Origin of the sequence: Bradyrhizobium sp. ma5, from assembly GCF_042258955.1 — a bacterium.
Taxonomy (GTDB): domain Bacteria; phylum Pseudomonadota; class Alphaproteobacteria; order Rhizobiales; family Xanthobacteraceae; genus Bradyrhizobium.
This window is the reverse complement of the sequence record NZ_CP170156.1, coordinates 2,641,229-2,662,351: the sequence shown is the minus strand read 5'-3', so window position 1 is coordinate 2,662,351 and position 21,123 is coordinate 2,641,229. Positions and strand designations below refer to the sequence as shown.

20 protein-coding genes are annotated in these 21,123 nt (G+C 63.8%); 12 read left to right on the top strand and 8 right to left on the bottom strand.

Going from position 1 to position 21,123, the window contains the following annotated elements; all coding sequences use genetic code 11:
• Positions 1–82: 82 nt before the first annotated feature.
• The 3 genes from ACE103_RS12310 to ACE103_RS12300 are packed head-to-tail and all read left to right on the top strand — an operon-like array spanning position 83 to position 3,164.
• A complete protein-coding gene (locus ACE103_RS12310; RefSeq protein WP_223968210.1) occupies positions 83–1,405 on the top strand; it encodes a sugar ABC transporter substrate-binding protein in 1,323 nt (440 codons plus the stop codon).
• The gene (locus ACE103_RS12305) at positions 1,402–2,343 is read left to right on the top strand and encodes a carbohydrate ABC transporter permease (RefSeq protein ID WP_223968211.1); all 942 of its coding nucleotides are present in this window, start codon (positions 1,402–1,404) and stop codon (positions 2,341–2,343) included. Before ACE103_RS12310 ends, ACE103_RS12305 begins: the two co-directional genes overlap by 4 nt.
• The gene (locus ACE103_RS12300) at positions 2,340–3,164 is read left to right on the top strand and encodes a carbohydrate ABC transporter permease (RefSeq protein WP_223968212.1); all 825 of its coding nucleotides are present in this window, start codon (positions 2,340–2,342) and stop codon (positions 3,162–3,164) included. Before ACE103_RS12305 ends, ACE103_RS12300 begins: the two co-directional genes overlap by 4 nt.
• A gap of 247 nt (positions 3,165–3,411) precedes the next feature.
• Here the strand turns inward: ACE103_RS12300 and ACE103_RS12295 are convergent, their stop codons facing one another.
• From ACE103_RS12295 to ACE103_RS12285, 3 genes are all read right to left on the bottom strand, one after another.
• On the bottom strand, positions 3,412–3,846 hold the full coding sequence (locus tag ACE103_RS12295) for a DUF2721 domain-containing protein (RefSeq protein ID WP_375779632.1): 435 nt from the start codon (positions 3,844–3,846) through the stop codon (positions 3,412–3,414).
• A gap of 12 nt (positions 3,847–3,858) precedes the next feature.
• Complete coding sequence (locus tag ACE103_RS12290) at positions 3,859–5,298, bottom strand: DUF1254 domain-containing protein (RefSeq protein ID WP_375779631.1); 1,440 nt, start codon at positions 5,296–5,298, stop codon at positions 3,859–3,861.
• 206 nt (positions 5,299–5,504) lie between these two features.
• A complete protein-coding gene (locus ACE103_RS12285) occupies positions 5,505–6,467 on the bottom strand; it encodes a cupin domain-containing protein (protein ID WP_375779630.1) in 963 nt (320 codons plus the stop codon).
• Between the two features lie 215 nt (positions 6,468–6,682).
• Between ACE103_RS12285 and ACE103_RS12280 the strand changes: the two genes are divergently transcribed.
• Both ACE103_RS12280 and ACE103_RS12275 read left to right on the top strand, forming a co-directional pair.
• A complete protein-coding gene (locus ACE103_RS12280; RefSeq protein WP_375779629.1) occupies positions 6,683–7,453 on the top strand; it encodes an alpha/beta fold hydrolase in 771 nt (256 codons plus the stop codon).
• A gap of 82 nt (positions 7,454–7,535) precedes the next feature.
• On the top strand, positions 7,536–8,063 hold the full coding sequence (locus ACE103_RS12275; RefSeq protein WP_375779628.1) for a hypothetical protein: 528 nt from the start codon (positions 7,536–7,538) through the stop codon (positions 8,061–8,063).
• Between the two features lie 59 nt (positions 8,064–8,122).
• Here ACE103_RS12275 and ACE103_RS12270 read toward each other — a convergent pair whose 3' ends face one another.
• Entirely contained in the window at positions 8,123–8,800 is a 678-nt protein-coding gene (locus ACE103_RS12270) for a cysteine hydrolase family protein (RefSeq protein WP_375779627.1), read from the bottom strand.
• Between the two features lie 211 nt (positions 8,801–9,011).
• On the opposite strand from ACE103_RS12270, the gene ACE103_RS12265 reads away from it, so the two are divergent.
• Positions 9,012–10,025, top strand: coding sequence for a formamidase (locus ACE103_RS12265; RefSeq protein ID WP_375779626.1), 1,014 nt, complete (start codon positions 9,012–9,014; stop codon positions 10,023–10,025).
• 18 nt (positions 10,026–10,043) lie between these two features.
• On the opposite strand, the gene ACE103_RS12260 is transcribed toward ACE103_RS12265, so the two are convergent.
• Positions 10,044–11,123: a YeiH family protein gene (locus tag ACE103_RS12260; RefSeq protein ID WP_375779625.1), complete on the bottom strand. Its 1,080-nt coding sequence runs from the start codon at positions 11,121–11,123 to the stop codon at positions 10,044–10,046.
• An 86-nt stretch (positions 11,124–11,209) separates the two neighbouring features.
• Between ACE103_RS12260 and ACE103_RS12255 the strand changes: the two genes are divergently transcribed.
• Positions 11,210–12,181 carry a LysR substrate-binding domain-containing protein gene (locus tag ACE103_RS12255; protein WP_375779624.1) on the top strand — a complete coding sequence of 324 codons (972 nt, stop codon included), beginning with the start codon at positions 11,210–11,212 and terminating at the stop codon, positions 12,179–12,181.
• On the opposite strand, the gene ACE103_RS12250 is transcribed toward ACE103_RS12255, so the two are convergent.
• The 3 genes from ACE103_RS12250 to ACE103_RS12240 form a co-directional block, all read right to left on the bottom strand.
• Positions 12,129–12,563, bottom strand: a complete 435-nt coding sequence (locus ACE103_RS12250; RefSeq protein ID WP_375779623.1) for a hypothetical protein — start codon at positions 12,561–12,563, stop codon at positions 12,129–12,131. The genes ACE103_RS12255 and ACE103_RS12250 overlap by 53 nt on opposite strands.
• Before the next feature lie 12 nt (positions 12,564–12,575).
• A complete protein-coding gene (locus ACE103_RS12245; RefSeq protein ID WP_375779622.1) occupies positions 12,576–13,814 on the bottom strand; it encodes an ATP-binding protein in 1,239 nt (412 codons plus the stop codon).
• Positions 13,815–13,972: 158 nt separating this feature from the next.
• Positions 13,973–15,244 carry an allantoate amidohydrolase gene (locus tag ACE103_RS12240; protein ID WP_375779621.1) on the bottom strand — a complete coding sequence of 424 codons (1,272 nt, stop codon included), beginning with the start codon at positions 15,242–15,244 and terminating at the stop codon, positions 13,973–13,975.
• A 372-nt stretch (positions 15,245–15,616) separates the two neighbouring features.
• Between ACE103_RS12240 and ACE103_RS12235 the strand changes: the two genes are divergently transcribed.
• The 5 genes from ACE103_RS12235 to ACE103_RS12215 are packed head-to-tail and all read left to right on the top strand — an operon-like array spanning position 15,617 to position 20,993.
• On the top strand, positions 15,617–16,726 hold the full coding sequence (locus tag ACE103_RS12235) for a BMP family ABC transporter substrate-binding protein (RefSeq protein WP_375779620.1): 1,110 nt from the start codon (positions 15,617–15,619) through the stop codon (positions 16,724–16,726).
• Complete coding sequence (locus ACE103_RS12230; protein ID WP_375779619.1) at positions 16,723–17,835, top strand: ABC transporter permease; 1,113 nt, start codon at positions 16,723–16,725, stop codon at positions 17,833–17,835. The genes ACE103_RS12235 and ACE103_RS12230 overlap by 4 nt, the downstream gene beginning before the upstream one ends.
• 1 nt (position 17,836) lies before the next feature.
• Positions 17,837–18,763 carry an ABC transporter permease gene (locus ACE103_RS12225; RefSeq protein ID WP_092124843.1) on the top strand — a complete coding sequence of 309 codons (927 nt, stop codon included), beginning with the start codon at positions 17,837–17,839 and terminating at the stop codon, positions 18,761–18,763.
• Positions 18,764–18,780: 17 nt separating this feature from the next.
• Positions 18,781–19,464, top strand: coding sequence for a cysteine hydrolase family protein (locus tag ACE103_RS12220; RefSeq protein ID WP_375779618.1), 684 nt, complete (start codon positions 18,781–18,783; stop codon positions 19,462–19,464).
• Complete coding sequence (locus tag ACE103_RS12215) at positions 19,461–20,993, top strand: ABC transporter ATP-binding protein (protein ID WP_375779617.1); 1,533 nt, start codon at positions 19,461–19,463, stop codon at positions 20,991–20,993. The genes ACE103_RS12220 and ACE103_RS12215 overlap by 4 nt, the downstream gene beginning before the upstream one ends.
• Positions 20,994–21,123 lie beyond the last annotated feature (130 nt).

The following is a 21,123-nucleotide window of genomic DNA, read 5'->3' as shown; positions in this document are numbered from 1 at the left end:
GGCGCCGCGCATGTAGGGGCTAGGCACGGAAAGTTGAGACGCTAGTATCTCTCCCAAACAAGAACCGTCCAGGGAGAGAAACATGTCGCATCACCTGATCTCGCGCCGGCAGATGCTGGCCGGCACCGCTGCCGCCGGAGCGGTTGGATTGACCGGATTTCCGGCCCGCGCCGAGGTCAACTGGAAAAAATATTCCGGCACCACGCTCGAAGTCAGCCTCGCCAAGGGGCCGCGCGGCGACAATCTGCAAAAATACATCAAGGAATTCACCGAGCTCACCGGCATCAAGGTCGAATCCGAGCAGGTCCCCGAGCAGCAGCAGCGCCAGAAATGCGTGATCGAGCTGTCGTCGGGCAAGCCGAGCTTCGACGTCGTGCACCTGAGCTATCACGTGCAGAAGCGGCAATTCGAGAAAGCCGGCTGGCTCGCCGATCTGTCGGGCTATCTCAAGGATCCGAGCATGACGCTGCCGGACCTCGTCGAGAGCGATTTCTCCGCCGCCGGCCTGCAATATGCGCGCAACGACAAGGGCCAGATGCTGTCGCTGCCGTGGTCGGTCGACTATTTCATCCTCTACTACAACAAGGAGTTGTTCCAGAAGAAGGGCGTCGAAGTCCCGAAGACGCTGGAGGAGATGGCGGTCGCCGCAGAGAAGCTGACCGATCCGAAGGAAGGCATCTACGGCTTCGTCGGCCGCGGCCTGCGCAACGCCAACATGGCGATGTGGACCAACTTCTATCTGAACTATGGCGGCGAATTCCTCGATGCCAAGGGCAATATCCTGACCGACGGCCCCGAGGCGATCGAGGCCACCAAGCTCTATCAGCGGCTGCTGACGAAATGCGCGCCGCCCGGCGTCGCCGGCTTCAACTGGATGGAATCGATGGCCTCGTTCACGCAAGGCCGCGCGGCGATGTGGATCGATGCCGACGGCTGGGCGCCGCCGCTGGAGGACCCCGCCGCCTCGCGCGTCGTCGGCAAGGTCGGCTACACACTGGTGCCCGCGGGCCCCAAGGGCAAATTCTCGTCGACCTATGGCGACGGCATCGGCATTCCCGCGGCGAGCAAGAACAAAGAGGCCGCCTATTTGCTCTGCCAATGGGTGGTCTCGCGGGGACAAGGCGCCCGCCTGCTGCAGGCCGGCGGCGGCGTGCCGTTCCGCAACTCCGTCGTCGACGACCCCGAGGTCGCCAAGGGCGTGAAGACCAAGGAATGGCTGCAGTCGGTGGTCGATTCCGCCAAGATCTCGAAGCTCGGCCTGCCCGTCATCATCCCGGTCGCCGAATTCCGCGACATCGTCGGTGCGGCGCTGACCGCGACGTTGTCGGGCGCCGATCCCGCCACCGAGCTGAAGAAGGCGCACGAGCAATTCCGCCCCATCCTGGAGCGTAGTGAAAAAGCGTGAGCGTGGTGACACAAGCTTCGCCGGCGGCGGCCGAGAACAACGCCGCGCCGGCGCGTGAATGGCGTCCGCCGTCCTACTGGCCATTCGTGATCCCGGCGCTCGTCGTGGTGCTGGCCGTGATCATCTTTCCGTGGGTGTTCACGATCTGGATGAGCCTGCAGGAATGGAAGGTCGGCTCGCCCACGGTCTTCGTCGGGCTCGCCAACTATTTGCGGCTGCCGACCGACCCGCGCTTCGTCGAGGCGGTCGGACACACGCTGTCCTACACCGCGCTGTCGGTGGTGCTGCCGCTGGTGTTCGGCACGCTGGCGGCGGTGGTGTTTCACCAGAAATTCGCCGCGCGCGGCTTCCTGCGCGGCATCTTCATCATGCCGATGATGGCAACCCCGGTGGCGATCGCGCTGGTGTGGACCATGATGTTCCACCCGCAACTTGGCGTGCTGAACTATCTGCTGTCGCTGGTCGGCCTGCCGCCGCAGCTCTGGGTGTTCAACCCGACGACGGTGATCCCATCGCTGGTGCTGGTCGAGACCTGGCAATGGACGCCGCTGGTGATGCTGATCGTGCTCGGCGGCCTCGCCGCGATCCCGACCGAGCCTTACGAGAGCGCGCAGATCGACGGCGCCAATTTCTGGCAGGTGTTCCGCTTCATCACGCTGCCTTTGATCATGCCGTTCCTGTTCATCGCCGGGATGATCCGCATGATCGACGCGGTGAAAAGCTTCGACATCATCTTCGCGATCACGCAAGGCGGGCCGGGCTCGGCGTCGGAGACCATCAACGTCTATCTCTACAGCGTCGCCTTCGTCTATTACGACCTCGGCTACGGTTCGGCGATCGCGGTGGTGTTCTTCCTCCTGATCGTGGCGCTGGCGGGGCTGTTGCTCTACCTGCGCAAGCGCCTGCTGTGGACGTCGGCACTCGGAGACGGCGCATGAACCCGCGCTATATTCTGGGCCGGATCGGGCTGTGGCTGTCGGTATTCGTCATCGTCTCGCCGGCGATCCTGTTCTTCCTCTGGATGGGCTCGCTGTCGCTGAAATTCGAGATCGACAACGCCTCCTATCCGCCGGTGTTCATCCCCGAGCATTTCGCCTGGAAGAACTATGCCGACGTGTTCGCCTCCAACCGCTTCCTGACCTATTTCAGCAACAGCCTGATCGTCACCGGCTGCGCCACGGGGCTTGCGATGCTGGTCGGCGTGCCCGCCGGCTACGGCATTGCGCGGATGGCCGCGCATAAATCGGCGATCGTGATCCTGATCGCGCGCATCACCCCGGGCCTGTCGTATCTGATCCCGCTGTTCCTGCTGTTCCAGTGGCTCGGCCTGCTCGGCACGCTGGTACCGCAGATCATCATCCATCTCGTGGTCACGGTGCCGATCGTGATCTGGATCATGATCGGCTATTTCGAGACCACGCCGCTGGAGCTGGAAGAGGCCGCGCTGATCGACGGCGCGACGCGCTGGCAGGTGTTCCGCCATGTCGCGCTGCCGATCGCGAGGCCCGGGCTCGCGGTCGCCTTCATCCTCGCGGTGATCTTCTCCTGGAACAACTTTGTGTTCGGCATCGTGCTGGCCGGGCGCGAGACGCGCACGCTGCCGGTCGCGGTCTACAACATGATCTCGTTCGACCAGCTGAGCTGGGGCCCGCTCGCCGCCGCCGCGCTGATCGTGACCGCACCGGTGCTGCTGCTCACCGTGCTGGCACAGCGGCAGATCGTCGCCGGGCTGACGGCAGGCGCGGTGAAAGGCGGCTAGGGCAAGTTGTTGGGCCGTCGCAGGGGACCGCGGTCAAAATATCGAAAACAACCCCATGCAAAGTAGCCGGCAGCCGGCGTTCGACCAAGCAACTTGACACGTCGGGCAACTCAGGCATACATTTCTAATATTCAGAAATCATGCAGCAGACCGGGATTACCCCTCCCAAGGGAGCGGTGAACTTCTGCCGAGCCTTGTAGCCCGGATGAAGCGCAGCGTAATCCCGACATCAGCTGTGTCGTATATCTCAGACCTCAAAATCACTGTCGCGCAAAGAAATCCGCGTCTCCCGTGCCAAATCAATCAATGACGAGCAAAACAGGGCAAGCGCGCCTATGAACAGCAACGCAACTCCATATTCGTGCGGTATCCTGTAATACGCACTCCCAAATGCGACGATGATGATAAGTCCGGTGAAAATTGCGGAGATGACCGCACAAATTAAGGCCCGGTTCAGTAAGGCCGCTCGACGTTTGAGACGCGATAGATCGGCTTTCAAATAGGCCTTGGAGGCATTGTCATCCGGGATGGCGTGCAGAAACTGCGCCCTGTCGACCACGCGGTTTATCCTCCCACTCAGCACCGAAATGAAGTTCGCAACGGCGCCAAGTAGGAAAGCCGGAGCTGCAACAGTCGCAATGATACTGCTGAGCTGGTCAATGGAAGGTGTCACCGGCAGCATTTTTGAACTGCTCTAGCTGCTTGTGACCTTCCGTACAGGTGGCGGTTTCCATGTTCCGTTGATGATCGATGGCGACTTTTCGTTCGGCCAATACATGCGCAGCATTAGGACAAACTTGCCTGCAGGCGCAGGAAGCCAGTTGCTCTCCTTGTCGGAACCCGGACTATCCTTTTGGATGTAGAGATCCACCGAACCGTCCGGATTGGGTTTGAGGTTCTGGCGGGCACTGATGGACTGGCGGTTGATCGAATTTGGGACGAAGAAGTAATTCTCGTCATACATCGTGAGCGACCAAAAGCCTCCGACCGGGGGAAGCCGCCCTTTCGGGAAGTGCATGATGTACTTGTTGCTGCCAACGTAATCCTTGCCGTCGGCGTCCTTCTGCGAAGTTGGATAGCACGCATCCTGAATGCGGTTGGCACCAAGCCCGATTGCCGCGATAAGAGCGCGGTTGAGATAATTAGTGCCATAGATGCCTGCTTCGCCATCGAACGCCCAGCCATTGTCGTTTCTGATCGCCTTGTTGACCTTGAACTGGAGCATGATCCGATCAAAGGCGACCTGTGGGACGCGCTTGGCAAACGCAGCATCGAACTTGCTCGCGTCAAAATCCTTGCCGGGGATAAGGCCGATCTTCGCGAACTTGGCGATCTCGGCAGCGTCAGCGGGCGCTGGCGGATTGCGCTTCATGAGTTGCGCAAGAAGGGTAAAATAGGCTGCAGCGTCCAGACGATTGACCTGATCGCGAACTGCCGTCTTCATATCGATTGAAGTATCGACCTTACCTGCCGGCGGCGCATACGCTTTGCCATAAGCGCTGAGCGGGACGAGTTTGAACTCATCCTGTGCTGCATGCACGGCCGCGTAATCCTCTGGCGTGCCAGTGCAATAGATGCGACCCAAAATCCAGACGATACTCGTCGGTGACTTGTATTCCTTGACACCAGCGGGCAGCGTTCCCTTCCAGCCCGGTCCGGTGATCGCGTAGTTCTGTGCTTTCGTGCCGGTCGTGCGCTTGCCCGGCACCTGAAAGACATTGGTCCAGCCATCCAGCATCGGAAACAGGAAGTAGCGGTCCTTCATGTCTGGCATGCTCAGGACCCAAGGTTCGTCGCCCACGTCGATCCAGGCGGTTGTGTAGAGCGTATCGGCATTGGGGGCCGTGACGTCCTTGAAGCTGGCATCCGGGTACTTACGGAGCTTGATGAGTTGCCCCATCGGCCCGCGTGTGCCCTCTACTGACGCAACATTTGTCATGACCCGGCGGGTCATCTCCATTGTCACGAGAGCATAGCCATAAATGTATGCATCTTGGGCAAGCCAGAAGTCTTCGCCGCCCTCCAACGCCCGGACCACTGGGCCATCAAACTCGGCGCGAGCTGCGCGCGAAAGTGCAATAGTCGAGATTGCGGTGCCGATCCCCGCAAGTGCTTGGCGACGGTCTATAGACATGCTGGACCTTCCCTGCCTCCTTCAGAGAGGAAACAGGGCGGGGTCCATTCACCTTGATCTATATCAAGAAGGCAGAAGGTCTGCTCTGGGTCAAAAGCCGCCGATAGCGACCGAGCCTAGGGACTACCGGTTCTCTTCGGAGCGCCAAAGTTCTCAGGGGTCATCCAGACCGTCATCTATGGGATGAACGGACATCTGGGCCAAGGTCATTCGGCAACTTCTGCTTCCTGAACGTCCCCTTGCCTTCCTCCGCCGTCAGATCGTCGAGCTGCTCGGTACCGGCCGGGCGATAGGCCGTGATGCCGGTGGAACAGCTTCGAAAACGCCGCCGCGGTCTCGTAACCGACCCGGTTTGCAATTCGTGCGATCGGCTCGTCGCTGGTTTCGAGCAGGAACGCCGCTTCTGCCATCCGGCGTTCGATGACATAACGATGCATCGACTGGCCGACGAGCTTGGTGAACCGGGCCGAAAAAGCTGAGCGGCCGAGCCCAACGCGCTGGCCGAGGTCGCTCAGGGCCCAGGGCCGCTCCGGGTTTTCGTGGATCAGCTTGAGTGCGGGCCCGATGTGCGGGTCCGATATCGCCCCGAGCCACCCGCCTTCTCCGGGACCGAGAGACTTGATCCAGTTTCGCAATACCTCGACGAAGAGCACTTCCGTCAGTCGTGAGAGCGCGACGCGTTGGCCGGGACGCTCCTGCGCGGACTCGCTGACCATGCGACGCAGGATCGCTTCAAGCCACTCACCGTCCGCCGTTGGCTTCAGCAGGAGCACGGGCGGAAGTAGCTCCAGCACGCTGCCGAACAGCGGCCGTGAGACCGTGAAATTGCCGCAGATCATGGTCGAGAGCGGCTTTGCACGACTGCCGTGACGAACGACGCCAAGACGCGGAGACGATCGATCGATATCAACAATCTGCAAAGGCTTGGCCCGGCGATCCGAATAAAACACATGGGGCTCGCCGCGAGTAATCACGACAAAATCGCCCTCTGTCATCTGGATTTCCTGTCCCTGTCCGAGCGCAAGGGTCGCCGAGCCGCGGCTGAGATAGTGAAACAGGGCGTAGGGGCGCGCCGGCAACTCCAGATTCCAGGGATGGCCGAGCTCGAAGTGAAAGAGCAGCGTCCCGCCGAGACGAACGCGATCGAGCACCTGGGCCAGTATGTCCATGCGGGCGAGATTAGACCGGCGGACGATCCGACACAACATACGGACGATCGATCTCTATCGTCCGAAAGGCCGGCGGAATAGGTCACGTCGCGGCGGGCCGACGTCACGTACGGCAACCATTTCGCCGATGGCAGATGGAAGAACCGCGACCTTGCTGGAAACGCCTGTCCATTCCTCCGGACCGTGTTCGTCCGTTACGCCAACAGGAACAATCAATGCGCAATATCTTCCTCTCAGTCGCCACCGTACTTCTGGCCGGAACGACGTTGGTCGGCTCCGTCCATTCCGCCGAGCTGCCCAAGGGAGCAGCCCACAACATCGTGCTCGTGCACGGCGCTTTCGTGGACCAGACGAGCTGGCAGCCCGTTGCCGATATTCTCACGAAGAAAGGCTACAACGTCACGCTCGTCGAAAATCCGCTTACCTCCCTTACCGCTGACGTCGATGCCACCAAGCAGGCGCTCGCGAAGCAGGACGGCAAGACCGTACTCGTCGGCCATTCGTGGGGTGGCATGGTCATCACGCAGGCCGGTAACGATCCGAAGGTGTCGGCGCTCGTTTACGTCTCCGCTTTCGCGCCGGAGGTCGGTGAATCCCTCGCGTCGCTGGCAAAGGCCGGCCCGCCGACCGAAGGCGGCAACGCGATCCATCCCGATGCGAAGGGCAATTTGTACATCGATCCCAAGGTGTTTCCGTCAGCCGTCGCGGCCGACCTTCCTCCGGAAATTGCTGCGCACCTGGCCAACTCGCAGCTTCCGTTGAACCACGTTGCGTTCGAAGCCCCGGTCGACGTTGCAGCCTGGCACGACAAGCCGACGTTCTATGTCATCAGCACCAAGGACAAAGTCCTTGCGCCCGCGGCCCAGAAGTCGTTCGCAGCCAGGATGAAGGCCCAGACGACGGAAGTCGCCGGCAGCCATGCCTCGCTCGTCGTGCATGCGAAGCAAGTTGCCGAGGTCATCGAAAAGGCAGCGCTCGTGAAGTGACGGTACCGCTCCCGGCGCTTTCGCGCCGGGAGCGCGCACGCTCGCTCAAAGAATGCAGAACGCATCGAACGGAAACTCCTGCATGTTCAAGACGATTCTTGTCACTCTCATTGCCTCGGCTCTTGCCACCGGAACTGTCGCGGCTGCTCCCGCCGTCAGGAAAGAGCCGCTGGATGCTGCGACCCTCGGCGCGATAAAATCGAAGTTTGGCAGGCTGATGGAGTTGGCCAACAACCACGACTTCAAGGCCCTGCATGCGATGTTCTGGCAATCGCCCTCAACCCTGCTGGTGGCCAAGAGCGCGATCCCGTCCGAGGGGAACTGGGCCGGGTTTTGGGGCAACGAGGCGGTTGATCAAAAGCTGCATGATATCGGCAGCTCCGGTCCGGTCGTGCTCGAGCCGGATTATTCGAAGCTCAGGGTTGTCGGCCTGACGCGCGACGTCGCCGAGTCCTACGTGCCGATGAACATCACGGTCTCTTATGCGGGGCAGGATGGAACAGCCAGGCCGTTTCTCATGATCATCAATTGGCTTCGCGTCGGAAAGGACTGGAAGATCGCTTCCGAAATCATTCTGCCGGTGCCGCCCGCACCCGCCGCAAAGGGTTAGGCAGTTCGATCCGGCCAGGGCTGCGCGTTGATGAGTCCGCGTCCCAATCTCATCTTGCCCTAGCCGGCGAGCGCTTCCAGCACCGCGGCTGAATCGGTGACCCAACCGAAAATGCCGCCCTGGGCCTTGATCATCTTCAGGCCCATCTCGTGGAATTCCGGAAAGTAGGACGCGCAGCCGTCTGATATCACGATGCACCGGTAGCCGCGGTCGTTGGCCTCGCGCACCGTGGTGTTGACGCAGACTTCGGTGGTGACGCCGCAGACCAGCAGGTTCTCGATGCCGTATTTCTGCAGGATGTCGCCGAATTCGGTGGCGTAGAACGCGCCCTTGCCGGGCTTGTCGATCACGATCTCGCTGCCCTGCGGATAGAGCTCGGGGATGATGTCGTGGCCGGCCTCGCCGCGGATCAGGATCCGTCCCATCGGCCCGGGATCGCCGATGCGCAATGACGGCGCACCGCGCTCGACTTTCGCCGGCGGCGCGTCGGAGAGATCGGGCAGATGGCCCTCGCGGGTATGGACCACGAGCAGCCCGGCGTCGCGCACAGCGGCGAGGACGGCGGCGATCGGCTGCACCGCGCGGGCAAGCTGGCTGACGTCATTGCCGAGCGTCTCGCCGAAGCCGCCGGGCTCCATGAAATCGCGCTGCATGTCGATGATGACGAGCGCGGTCTTGCTCCAGTCGAGCGTGATCGGCGCCGGCTCCGCCGCGATTGTCCCGCTTGAATTCGCCATGACGCACGCCTCGAATGCGAGAAGACCCGCATATGATTAAGCAAACCGCGTGCCATTGCGCAATGACGCGGCTCGCACCGCCTCACCACACACGGCATTTGTGCAGCCACCGATCTTGCTGGCATGATCGTTGCTAGCTGGGAGCCCGAGCGAAACCACGACGACGGTTCACGAAATGACGCAACGCGTCTGAAAGAACGGGAGGACAGGCATGAATGGACTTGGCGGTCTCAACAAGTCACCCAACGGCGTCGTGATCGGACTGGTGCAGCTGCAGCTGCCCGTGGTTGCGACCAAGGCCGATCTGGCGCGGCAGACCGAGCGCATCGTCTGGACGGTCGGCAAGGCGCGGCGCAATCTCGCCACCATGGACCTGGTCGTATTCCCCGAATATTCGCTGCACGGTCTCTCGATGGATACCAATCCGGAGATCATGTGCCGGCTCGATGGGCCCGAAGTCGCGGCCTTCAAGAAGGCCTGCATCGACAACAAGATCTGGGGCTGCTTCTCCATCATGGAGTTCAACCCGCACGGCAATCCCTACAATTCCGGGCTGATCATCGACGATCACGGCGAAATCAAGCTCTATTACCGCAAATTCCATCCGTGGATTCCGGTCGAGCCGTGGGAGCCCGGCGATGTCGGCATTCCCGTGATCGACGGACCGAAAGGCGCGAAGATCGCGCTGATCATCTGCCATGACGGCATGTTCCCGGAAATGGCGCGCGAATGCGCCTACAAGGGCGCCGAGATCATGATCCGCACCGCAGGCTACACCGCGCCGATCCGCGACAGCTGGCGCTTCACCAACCAGGCCAACGCGTTCCAGAACCTGATGGTGACGGCCAATGTCTGCATGTGCGGCTCGGACGGGTCGTTCGACTCGATGGGCGAAGGCATGATCGTCAACTTCGACGGCAGCATCATCGCGCACGGGACCACGGGACGCGCCGACGAGATCATCACCGCCGAGGTGCGGCCCGATCTCGTGCGCGAGGCACGGATCAACTGGGGCGTCGAGAACAACATCTATCAGCTCTGGCACCGCGGCTATGTCGCGGTGAAGGGCGGCGCGATGGATTGCCCCTACACCTTCATGCAGGACATGGTGTCCGGCCGCTTCCGCCTGCCGTGGGAAGATCAGGTCAAGATCACCGACGGCACGTCCTGCGGCTTTCCCGCGCCGACACGGATTTTCGGCAAGACCGCGAAGGCCGCCGAGTAGCCACGCCACCCCTCGCGGCTACTTGAAGAAGTGCACGAGGCCGATGCTCAGGCCCAGCAGCAGCATCAGCGACAGCGTGACCGCGGCCGTCACCCGGCCGCCGACGGTCGAGAGCACGCGCACATCGACGCCGAGCCCGAGTGCGGCCATCGACACCACGGTGAGGATCGCCGCCGTCCTGGTCACCGGCGCGATCGCGATATCGGGCACGAGCTGGAACGAGCGCAGCGCGGCCAGCACCAGGAAGCCGATGATGAACCACGGCACCAGCTTGAACGGGCTGATCGAGGCAGCCTTTGCAGTCCCTTGCTCGGCCATTCCCGTCTTGGTGCTTGCCTTGCGCCGCCGCGCCACGAACAGCGAGAGGCCGACCACGATCGGGCCCAGCATCAGCACGCGCACCAGCTTCACCAGCGTGCCGATCTGGGTCGAGACGATGCCGGCGGGCACGGTCGCTGCCAGCACCTGCGGCACCGCATAGACCGTCAGCCCGGCGAGGATACCGTATTGCGTCGCCGTCAGCTTCAGCAGCGGGATCAGCAGCGGCAGGCCCAGCACCATCAGCACGCCGAGAATCGCGGTGAACGAGATCGACGAGGCGATGTCGTCGCCATTGGCCTCGATCACGGGCGCCACCGCGGCAATCGCAGAGTTGCCGCAGATCGAATTGCCGCAGGCGATCAGGATCGCGAGCTTGGCCTTGAGTCCGAGCAGGCGGGCGAGGCCATAGCTCACCGCCAGCATGATCACGACGGTCGCGGCAATGGCGCCGATCAGAAGCCAGCCCGACGCCAGGATCGCGGCAAAGCTGATGGACGCGCCGAGCAGCATCACCGCGACCTCGAGCAGCTGCTTGGCGCTGAAGGCAATGCCCGAGCGCCAGCGTTCGGCGGGTTCCCAGGCGGTGCGCACCGCCATCCCGAGCAGGATCGCGACGACCAGGGCCTCGATATACGGGTGGTCGAAAACCCGCTCTTCGGCGGCCTGGATGCCGAGCGAGATGATCGTGACCACCCCGCAGAGCAGAATGCCCGGAATGAGCAGGAAAATGCGCTTCAGCGCGCCCTGCTTCTGCCCTTGGTCTTGTTGTTGCGGCACGAAATCCTCTTTTCGGAGAAGATTTTATGCGCCCGGGGACGGCTCTTGGCTAATATCTTTTCGAACTGCCCTGATAGAGAGAAGTTATGTCCCTCAACCTGCATCTGCTCCGCCTGTTCGCGGCGGTGGCGAGAAGTGGAAGTTTCTCCCGCGCTGCCGATCTCCTGCACATCAGCCAGCCGGCGATCTCCAAGGGCGTGCGGGATTTCGAGCTGCAGGTCGGCTGCCGGTTGCTCGACCGCACGCCGAAGGGGGTGCGGCCGACCCGGGAGGGCGCGGCGCTGGCGCGCCATGCCGAGACGCTGTTCGCGGCCGAGCGTGCCGCTGAGGACGAATTGCAGGCCCTGCGTAACCTCGACAGCGGCTCGCTGCGCATCGGCGCCAGCACGACGATCGCGACCTACATGATCCCGGAATATCTCGGCGTGTTCCACCGCGCGTTTCCCGGCATCGACCTGCATGTCGTGAGCGCCAATACCTCTGATATCGCGGCGCTGATGCTGGGGCATGAGATCGAGATCGCGCTGGTCGAGGGGCCGGTCGAGGACGAGAATCTGACCAGCGCAGCCTGGCGCACCGATGTGATGGTCCTGATCGCGGGTCCCGATCACCGCTTCGCAGCCGCCGCGGGCGCGATCGACGTCCGCCTGCTGAACGACGAGATCCTGATCGTGCGCGAGCCCGGCTCCGGCACGCGCGAAGTGGTCGCGCAGGCGCTGGCCGCCCACCGGGTCGAGCCGCAGCGGACGCTCGAGATTGGCAGCACCGAGGCGATCAAGCAAGCGGTGGCGGCCGGGGTCGGCGTCGCCATCGTGTCGATCGCGACGATCGACGATCAGGTCAAGCTCGGGAAACTCAAGGTGATCCCGATCAAGGGCGTCCATGTCGAGCGCACGCTCTGGCAATTGAAATCGCCCGGCCGGCTGGACGTGCCGGCGGCGGTCGCGTTCGAGGGGATCATTCGGGAGACGCGGTCTGCGAAGGCGGCGCCGCGCACGCCGTCAGCTAAAGCGCGGCGAACAGACCCTGCGCCCACGCAACGGCATGCTCGAAGCTGAACACGCCGGGCTCGAAATAGACCGCGCGCGCCAAGACGATGCCGACCACCAGCACCCAGAACACGCTGGTGCCCGCGGTCTTCAACCATTTCGACACGCCATCGTTCGCGGCCGAAGAATCGACCGCGGGAACCGGCTCGCCGAAAGGATCGAATGCGGATTCGCTCATCGTCTTGACCATCTGGACTGTCAGCACAATGTCGCAACGGCGGGGGCGGAAGCAAGGGTAGTTGAATGCCTTTTGCGCCGGTTCCTTGGAAGGACGTTTTCCAGCCCGAAAGCCGGGGAGTATTTCCTTCTGAGCGCCTAAAGCGCGAGGCGCTTTAGGTCTTTGTTTGAGCATGATCTTTTCGGAAAACCGCTTCGCACTTTTCCGGATCATGCTGATCCGGCATCAACCATCGGTCCCGCGCTGCGGCGCCAGGCGCGGCAGTTCGATCCGCACGCTCGTCCCCATGCCCGGAGCACTATCCAGATGGAGCTCTCCGCCCAACCGGTTCGTGACGATGTTGTGAACGATGTGGAGGCCGAGCCCGATACGGCCGATGTCGCGGCGCGTGGTGAAGAATGGATCGAAGGCCTGCCGCAGCACATCACGGCTCATCCCGCAGCCATCGTCGGCGAACAGGATTTCCACCTGGTCCTGACCTGACGCGCGGAGCCGGATCGTGATGGTGCCGCCCTTGCCGTCCGGAAAGGCATGCGCGACCGAATTGACGAACAAATTGGTCAGCGCCTGGCCGTAGGGGCCGGGATAGCTGTTCATCGCGAGACCGGACGGGCAGTCGACCTCGAGCGCCAGATTGTTCTTCGGCAACGCCGGACGCAGGTTCGAGAGCACCTGCTCGGTCACCTCGCCGAGATCGAACTGGCTGCGGTCGAAATAGCTGCGATCGACGGCGACCTGCTTGAACGATTGCACCAGGTCCGCGGCGCGCTTGAGGTTGCCGACCAGCAGCGACGACGCGCTTTCGACCACCTCGATGAAATCGCTGAGGCTGGAGCGCTTCAGCTTGCCGCGCGCGGCCTCGGCAGCGAAGTCGGCGCATTTCTGCTCCAGCACCGAGGCCACCGTGAGGCTGGTGCCGACCGGACTGTTGATCTCATGCGCGACACCGGCCACCAGCCGGCCCAGCGCCGCAAGCTTCTCGGCCTCGATCAGCGAGGCCTGGGTCTCCTGCAGATGATGCAAGGCCTTCTCGGCCGCGTCGCGGGCGGCACGGATCTCGCGTTCGCTGCGCTTGCGGTCGGTGATCTCTTCGGCCGCAACGTTGACGCCGACGATGCTTCCGTTCGGCTCGCGCTGCGGGTGCCAATGCGTGATCCAGCAGCGCTCATCATTATGGCCCGGACGCTGGCCGTAAACCTCCACGTCGGTCACGGGCTCTCCGGTCTCCATGATCGAGCGGACGATGCCTTCGACCGCCGTGGCGAGTCCGGGCACGCAATCATGCACCGTGCGTCCGAGATGACCCTCGACCGAAATGCCGCAGATTTCGGTGAGCCGCTGGTTGATCTGGAGGTAACGGCAGTCGGGAGAAAGGTAGGCAAGACCGATCGGTGCAGTGTCATAGATCAGCTGCAGCGCCGGTTGTTTTGGGAACTGAACGTCCTGGACGACGGACGAGCGCATGTCCTTCCCCCCGTTCGGACAAGTCTAGCGCTTCATGGCCGGGCCGCAAGTAGCCCCAACCTATGCAGAAAATGCCAATCGAATCTGTCCGGATTCGGCACGGACGGACGACGGCGGAGCCAGGACTGGTGCCATGTGGACCGTCAGGCGCGGCAGCTTCAGCTATTCACTGCAGCGTGCGGACGAAAACTCTCGATGAAGCGCAGCAGCACACGCGCGCCGGTGTCGGCGTCGGCGAGCTCGACATGCTCGGCCGGATTGTGGCTGATCCCGCCGCGGCAGCGCACGAAGATCATGCCGATATCGGCGACGTCGACCATCGCCATCCCGTCATGCCCGGCCCCGCTCGGCAGTTCGAACACGGCGTGGCCCTCGGCCGCAACCGCCTCGGCGATTTGCGTCTTCAGCCACGGCGCGCAGGGCACGCTGCGGTTCTCGTGGGTGACGTCGATCTGCAAGGCGAGTTCGCGGCGCTTTGCGATCGCCTCGATCTGCCGCACGATGTCGGCGACGGCGCGCTTGCGATGCATGTCGCTCTGCGAGCGGATGTCCATCGTGAAGGACACCTTGCCCGGGATGACGTTGGTGGCGCCGGGCATGGCGCTGATATAGCCGACGGTGCCGACCAGGCCGGCTTCATCGCTCTTGCAGAATTGCTCGATCGCGACGATGCATTCGGCGGCGCCGGTCAGGGCGTCGCGCCGCAACTTCATCGGCACGGTGCCGGCATGGCCGGCGACGCCGGTGAGATTGGCGGCAAGCCGCGTTGCACCGGAAATCGCGCTGACGACGCCGACCGGCAGCGCCTTCTGTTCCAGCACCGGGCCCTGCTCGATGTGCAGCTCGACATAGCCGAGCAGTTCGCGGCGGGCGCGCGCCGCCTTGCCGATATGGTCGGGGTCGAGCCCGAACGCGACCAGCGCATCGCGCATCGAGGTGCCGGCGCGATCGCGGGTGTTGAGCACGCTCTCGTCGAAGGTGCCGGCCACCGCGCGGCTGCCGAGCAGGGTCGACGCGAAGCGCACGCCCTCCTCGTCCGCGAAGCCCACGATCTCGATCGCGAATGGCAGCCGCTTGCCGCGCCGGTTCAGATCGGCGACGCAGGCGATCGCGGTGATGACGCCGAGCGGGCCGTCCCATCGGCCGGCGTCGCGCACGGTATCGTAATGCGAGCCGAGCATCAGCGCCGGCAGGCCCGGCCGCTCGCCCTCGTAGCGGCCGCAGACGTTGCCGATGGCATCGAGATGCGCGCTCATGCCGGCCTCGCGCATCCAGGACAGGATGAGATCGGCCGCTTTGCGATGCTCATCGGTGAGGAAGACGCGCGCCAGATGCTCCGGCGTCTCCGAGATCGCTGCGAGCTGATCGATCCGCGCCACGATCTCGTCGCCAAGAGAAGGCGGATTCGCGGACGGTTTCTTCTCGCTCATGCTGTTTCCCATCAGTCCGACCCGGCGCCCGAGCCCGCTTCACTCGTAGCAGGCCCGATCCGATTCACCAGCCGGCAAATCACGCGTTGTCCGCCGCCCCCGACCTGGCTCGCACCGGCCATCCGGCGGTTAGCGACTGCTTAACGGCATTGCATACAACAACGATCGATAGCTCATAAAATAGGCAACATAACCCCGACCGGCCTCCGCTCGCTGTCACCCCAACAACCATTCGCATTCACATTCAATCACTTACGGAGCGGTGATCGCCAAACGTGCTCTGGCACGAAGCTTGCGACACTCCGTCAAGCGCTGCCGTTAGGGCGGCCGCGACAAGGACAGGCGGGCCGGACCCGCCGGAGGGAGCAGGCGATGGATTTTGGCAGGATTTCAAGAAGGCATTTGTTGCAGGGAAGCGCGGCGCTGGCGTTGGGCAGCACGCTCGGAATTCGCGGCGCGGCGGCAGCGGAAACCACGGTCGGCTTCATCTATGTCGGGTCCCGCGACGACTACGGTTACAACCAGGCCCACGCCCAGGGCGCGGCGGCGGTGAAGAAGCTTCCCGGCATCAAGGTGGTCGAGGAAGAGAAGGTGCCGGAGACCGACGCGGTCGAGAAGACCATCGAGTCCATGATCAATCTCGACGGCGCCACGCTGCTGTTTCCGACCTCGTTCGGCTACTACAACCCGCACGTCGTCAAGATGGCGGGCAAGTTTCCCAAGCTGCACTTCGAGCATTGCGGCGGCCTGTGGAGCGACAAGGACCCGAAGAACGCCGGCAGCTATTTCGGCTACATCGACGAGGCGCAATTTATCTCCGGCATCGTCGCCGGCTATTCGACCAAGAGCGGCAAGCTCGGCTTCGTCGCGGCCAAGCCGATCCCGCAGGTGCTGCGCAACATCAACGCGTTCACGCTCGGCGCCCGGCTCGCCAATCCGAAGGCGACCACGCAGGTGATCTTCACCGGCGACTGGTCGATGCCGGTCAAGGAAGCCGAGGCCACCAACAGCCTGATCGACCAGGGCGTCGACGTGCTGACCTGTCATGTCGACGGACCGAAGACGATGGTCGAGAACGCCGCGCGCCGCGGCGCGATGGTGTGCGGCTATCACGTCAACCAGTCGCCGCTGGCGCCGAAGGCCTATCTCACCGGCGCCGAATGGAACTGGGAAGCGCTCTATCCGAAATTCGTCAAGATGATCGTCGCGGGCGAAGCGATCCCGAACTTCTACCGCGGCGGCCTGAAAGAAGAGATCGTCAAGGTCTCGCCCTATGGCGAGATGGTCTCGGCCGAAGCGCGCAAGCATGCCGACGACGTCAAGGCCAAGTTCATGTCCGGCGAGTTTGCCATCTTCAAGGGCCCGCTGGTCGACAACAAGGGCAAGACGGTGATCGCCGGCGGCACCGACCGCGGCCAGCAGGATCCCGAGCTCGAGAAGATGGATTATCTGGTCGAGGGCGTCATCGGAGCCACCGCGTGACGACCGAGGCGGCGGAATCGGTGGAGGCGGCCGGCGGCGTTGCTCCGGCCGCCGATCCCGGCTTCCTCCAGCGCTACGGCGCGAGCATCGAATACATCCTGATCCCGGGCGCGGCGCTGGTCGGCGCACTCGCGGTGTTCGGCGGCTTCATCGCGCTTTACGGCAAGAACCCGCTCGACCTCTATTTCTACATGTATTACGGCGCATTCGGCACCTGGTTCTCCTGGCAGAACACGCTGACCCGCGCCGCCCCCCTGATCCTGACCGCGCTGTGCACGGCGCTGCCGGCGCAGCTCGGCATGGTGATCATCGGCGGCGAAGGCGCGCTGTTGATCGGCGCGCTGTCAGCAACGTCAGCGGCGCTGGCGTTGCAAGGCGCGGCACCGATCGTGGTGCAGATCGCGATGGTGATCGCGGGCATGATCGGCGGCGGCCTCTGGATCATGCTGTCCGGCGGCTTGCGGCAGTATCGCGGGGTCAACGAGACGATCTCGAGCCTGCTGCTGGTCTATATCGCGCTTGCGATTCTGAACCACCTGGTCGAGGGGCCGATGCGCGATCCGGCGAGCCTCAACAAGCCGTCGACGCGCGAGATCGGCGCCGCCAACATGATCGGCAGCATTCCCGGCACTGACGTGCATTGGGGCCTGGTGTTCGGCCTCGTCGCGGCCGTTGCCGCCTACATCCTGATCTATCACACCACCTTCGGTTTCGCCGCGCGCGTTGCCGGCGGCAACATCCGCGCCGCCAAGATCGTGGGGCTTTCCGTCGGCAAGCTGATCTTGACCGTCTGCTTCCTCGCCGGCAGCAGCGCGGGACTGGCCGGCATGATCGAGGTCGCGGCCGTGCAGGGCCGCACCAATGCCAACCTCGCGGCGGGCTACGGCTTCACAGGCATCCTCGTGGCGTTCCTGGCGCGGCAGAATCCGCTTGCGATCATTCCGGTGGCGATCCTGCTCGGCGGCATCTCGGCCTCCGGCGGCCTGTTGCAGCGGCGGCTCGGCCTGCCCGATGCCTCGGTGCTGGTCTTGCAAGGCATCATCTTCGTGTTCGTGCTGGCAAGCGACGCGCTTTACGGGCGCATCGGCTTCCTGAAGGGAAAGACCTGACATGGCGGACGCTTCGCTCGGGCTCTGGACCGTTCCGCTCGCCGTATTCGGCGGCGCCATCCGCGTCTCGACGCCGTTCCTGTTCGTCAGCCTCGGCGAATGCATCACCGAGCGGTCCGGCCGCATCAATCTCGGCCTCGAAGGCACGCTGGTGATGGGCGCGATGAGCGCCTACGGCATCTCCTATCTCTCCGGCTCGCCATGGCTCGGGGTGCTCGCGGCCGGGATCACCGGCGCGTTGTTCGGCGCGCTGCATGCCGGGATCTGCTCGCTGCCGCGGGTCAACGACATTGCGGTCGGTATCGCGCTGATGCTGCTCGGCACTGGTTTGGCCTTCTTCCTCGGCAAGCCGCTGATCGAGCCGACGGCGGCACGGCTGCCGGCGATCGATTTCGGCTGGTGGAGCGACGTACCGCAGCTGCGCGCGGCGCTGCGTATCAACGTGCTGTTCCTGATCGGCGTTGCGATCGCGCCGCTGCTCTATTGGGCGTTCAGGACCACGCGCTGGGGCCTGTTGATCCGCACCGCCGGCGAGAGCGCGGACGCGGCGCGCGCGATGGGCCATTCCGTGCTGCTGATCCGGCTGCGCGCCACCATGGTCGGCGGCTTCCTCGCCGGCATCGGCGGATCGTTCCTGTCGCTGTTCTATCCAGGCAGCTGGAACGAAGGGCTCTCCTCGGGACAGGGCATCACTGCCGTGGCGCTGGTGATCTTCGCGCGCTGGGACCCGATGCTGTGCCTGTGGGCCTCGCTCGCCTTCGGCGGCGCCGCTGCGCTCGGGCCGGCGCTGCAATCGGTCGGCGTCACCTCCGGCTATCATCTGTTCAACGCCGCGCCCTACATCCTGACGCTTGCGATCATGATCATCACCTGCTCGCCGAAGCGCACGCTGACCGGCGCGCCCGCCGAATTGTCCATCACCCGATAGAGCTGCGAGATCATTCCATGCCCGAGCGCTTCATCAAATCCGAGCCCTACGCCTGGCCCTACAATGGCGATTTGCGGCCAGAGAACACCGCGCTCATTATCATCGACATGCAGACCGATTTCTGCGGCGTCGGCGGCTATGTCGACAAAATGGGCTACGACCTTTCGCTGACCCGGGCGCCGATCGAACCGATCAGGAAGCTGCTCGCGGTGATGCGCGCGCAGGGTTTTCACATCATCCACACCCGCGAAGGCCACCGGCCTGATCTGGCCGACCTGCCCGCCAACAAGCGCTGGCGCTCGCGCCAGATCGGCGCCGGCATCGGCGATCCCGGCCCGTGCGGCCGCATCCTGGTGCGCGGCGAACCCGGCTGGGACATCATTCCCGATCTCGCGCCGCTGCCGGGCGAGCCCATCATCGACAAGCCCGGCAAAGGCTCGTTCTGCGCCACCGACCTCGAGCTGATGCTGCGGCTGCGCGGCATCGAGAACATCGTGCTGACCGGCATCACCACCGACGTCTGCGTGCATACCACGATGCGCGAGGCCAACGACCGCGGCTTCGAATGCGTGCTGGTCGAGGATTGCTGCGGCGCGACCGACAGAAGCAACCACGACCACGCGCTAAAGATGATCAAGATGCAGGGCGGCGTGTTCGGCGCGGTGACCAAATCCACCGACCTGATCGGAGCGCTGTCGTGATCATCGGCGAACCGCCCGCACCATCAGGCGCGTTCGGCGTCGACGCCATCGCCATGACGATGCGGTTCGGCGACTTCGCAGCGCTCGATAATGTCGAGCTCAAGGTGCGTCCCGGCTCGTTCCATGCCTTGCTTGGTGAAAATGGCGCGGGCAAGAGCACGCTCGTGAAATGCATCATGGGCTACTACCACGCCACCGAAGGCGAGATCATCGTTGGCGATCGCCAGCAGACCATCGCCAATCCGAAGGACGCGCACGCGCTCGGGCTCGGCATGGTCTACCAGCACTTTACGCTCGTGCCGGCGATGACAGTCGCGGAGAACCTGGTGCTGGCGCGCGACGACGTGCCCGCAATGGTCGACTGGCGCAAGGAGAAGAAGGAGCTCGAGGCTTTCCTGGCGCGGATGCCGTTCAAGGTGCCGCTCGATGCAAAAGTCTCCGACATCTCTGCCGGCGAGCGGCAGAAATGCGAGATCCTCAAGCAGCTCTATCTGAAGCGCCGCTTCCTGATCTTGGACGAGCCGACCTCGGTGCTGACGCCGGGCGAGGCCGACGAGGTGCTCGGCATGCTGCGCGCCATGGTGGTCGCGGGCGAGCTCACCATCCTGATGATCACGCACAAGTTCCGCGAGGTGATGGCGTTTGCCGATGACGTCACGATCCTGCGCCGCGGCAAGCTCGCCGGCACTGGCCGGGTCGCCGACCTAACGCCCGACGAGATGGCCCGCACCATGATCGGCGCCGAGCAGCTGACCGTGCAGCCGCCGCGCACCGGCGAGACCGGTGCGCCGCGGCTCGAGCTCGACAAGCTCACTGCGCTCGACGATGCCGGCGCGATCGCCGTGCATGGCGTGTCGCTGACGGTGAAGAGCGGCGAGATCGTCGGTATCGCGGGCGTCTCCGGCAACGGCCAGCGTCAGCTGGTCGAGGTGTTGGCCGGCCAGCGCGACGCCGAGGGCGGCGTCATCCGCGTCCAGGGCGAGACCTATGCGGCAAGCCGCGAGGAGATGCGCCGCCACAAGATGTCGCTGCTGCCGGAGGAGCCGCTGAAGAACGCCTGTGTCGGCGGCATGAGCGTTGCCGACAACATCGCGTTCCGCGAGTTCGACCGCGCGCCGTTCGCGCGCGGCGGCTGGTGGCTGAACCGCTCGGCCTTCCGCGCCGACGCCGAGCGCAAGATCAACCGCTACAAGATCAAGACCCGCACGCCGGAGACCCCGATCGCGGCGCTGTCGGGCGGCAACGTGCAGCGCGCGGTGCTGGCGCGCGAGCTCTCGGGCGACGTCGAGGTGCTGATCGCCGCCAATCCCTGCTTCGGGCTCGATTTCGCCGCGGTAGCGCAGATCCACGCCGAGATCATGGCCGCCCGCAACCGCGGCGCCGCGGTGCTCTTGGTCAGCGAAGACCTCGACGAACTGCTGGAATTGTCGGACCGGCTGGTCGTGATGTTCCACGGCACGTTCGTGCATGAAGCCCGCGCCAGCGAAGCCGACCTCACGGAGATCGGGCGGCACATGGCCGGGCACTGACCATCCGCGTCATTGCGAGCGAAGCGAAGCAATCCATTGTCCCGCGTATGCGGGATCATGGATTGCTTCGTCGCTATCGCTCCTCGCAATGACGATGCTGGATAGCTCGGCGGCACTCTGCGTCACATCA

Coding starts and splice junctions, on each gene's coding strand:
- ACE103_RS12245 (WP_375779622.1), bottom strand. CDS start 13,814: ATGCGCTCGTCCGTCGTCCAGGACGTTCAGTTCCCAAAACAACCGGCG.
- ACE103_RS12220 (WP_375779618.1), top strand. CDS start 18,781: ATGCCCGAGCGCTTCATCAAATCCGAGCCCTACGCCTGGCCCTACAAT.
- ACE103_RS12225 (WP_092124843.1), top strand. CDS start 17,837: ATGGCGGACGCTTCGCTCGGGCTCTGGACCGTTCCGCTCGCCGTATTC.
- ACE103_RS12270 (WP_375779627.1), bottom strand. CDS start 8,800: ATGGCGAATTCAAGCGGGACAATCGCGGCGGAGCCGGCGCCGATCACG.
- ACE103_RS12300 (WP_223968212.1), top strand. CDS start 2,340: ATGAACCCGCGCTATATTCTGGGCCGGATCGGGCTGTGGCTGTCGGTA.
- ACE103_RS12310 (WP_223968210.1), top strand. CDS start 83: ATGTCGCATCACCTGATCTCGCGCCGGCAGATGCTGGCCGGCACCGCT.
- ACE103_RS12250 (WP_375779623.1), bottom strand. CDS start 12,563: ATGATCCGGAAAAGTGCGAAGCGGTTTTCCGAAAAGATCATGCTCAAA.
- ACE103_RS12235 (WP_375779620.1), top strand. CDS start 15,617: ATGGATTTTGGCAGGATTTCAAGAAGGCATTTGTTGCAGGGAAGCGCG.
- ACE103_RS12295 (WP_375779632.1), bottom strand. CDS start 3,846: ATGCTGCCGGTGACACCTTCCATTGACCAGCTCAGCAGTATCATTGCG.
- ACE103_RS12265 (WP_375779626.1), top strand. CDS start 9,012: ATGAATGGACTTGGCGGTCTCAACAAGTCACCCAACGGCGTCGTGATC.
- ACE103_RS12240 (WP_375779621.1), bottom strand. CDS start 15,244: ATGAGCGAGAAGAAACCGTCCGCGAATCCGCCTTCTCTTGGCGACGAG.
- ACE103_RS12285 (WP_375779630.1), bottom strand. CDS start 6,467: ATGGACATACTGGCCCAGGTGCTCGATCGCGTTCGTCTCGGCGGGACG.
- ACE103_RS12280 (WP_375779629.1), top strand. CDS start 6,683: ATGCGCAATATCTTCCTCTCAGTCGCCACCGTACTTCTGGCCGGAACG.
- ACE103_RS12290 (WP_375779631.1), bottom strand. CDS start 5,298: ATGTCTATAGACCGTCGCCAAGCACTTGCGGGGATCGGCACCGCAATC.
- ACE103_RS12255 (WP_375779624.1), top strand. CDS start 11,210: ATGTCCCTCAACCTGCATCTGCTCCGCCTGTTCGCGGCGGTGGCGAGA.
- ACE103_RS12275 (WP_375779628.1), top strand. CDS start 7,536: ATGTTCAAGACGATTCTTGTCACTCTCATTGCCTCGGCTCTTGCCACC.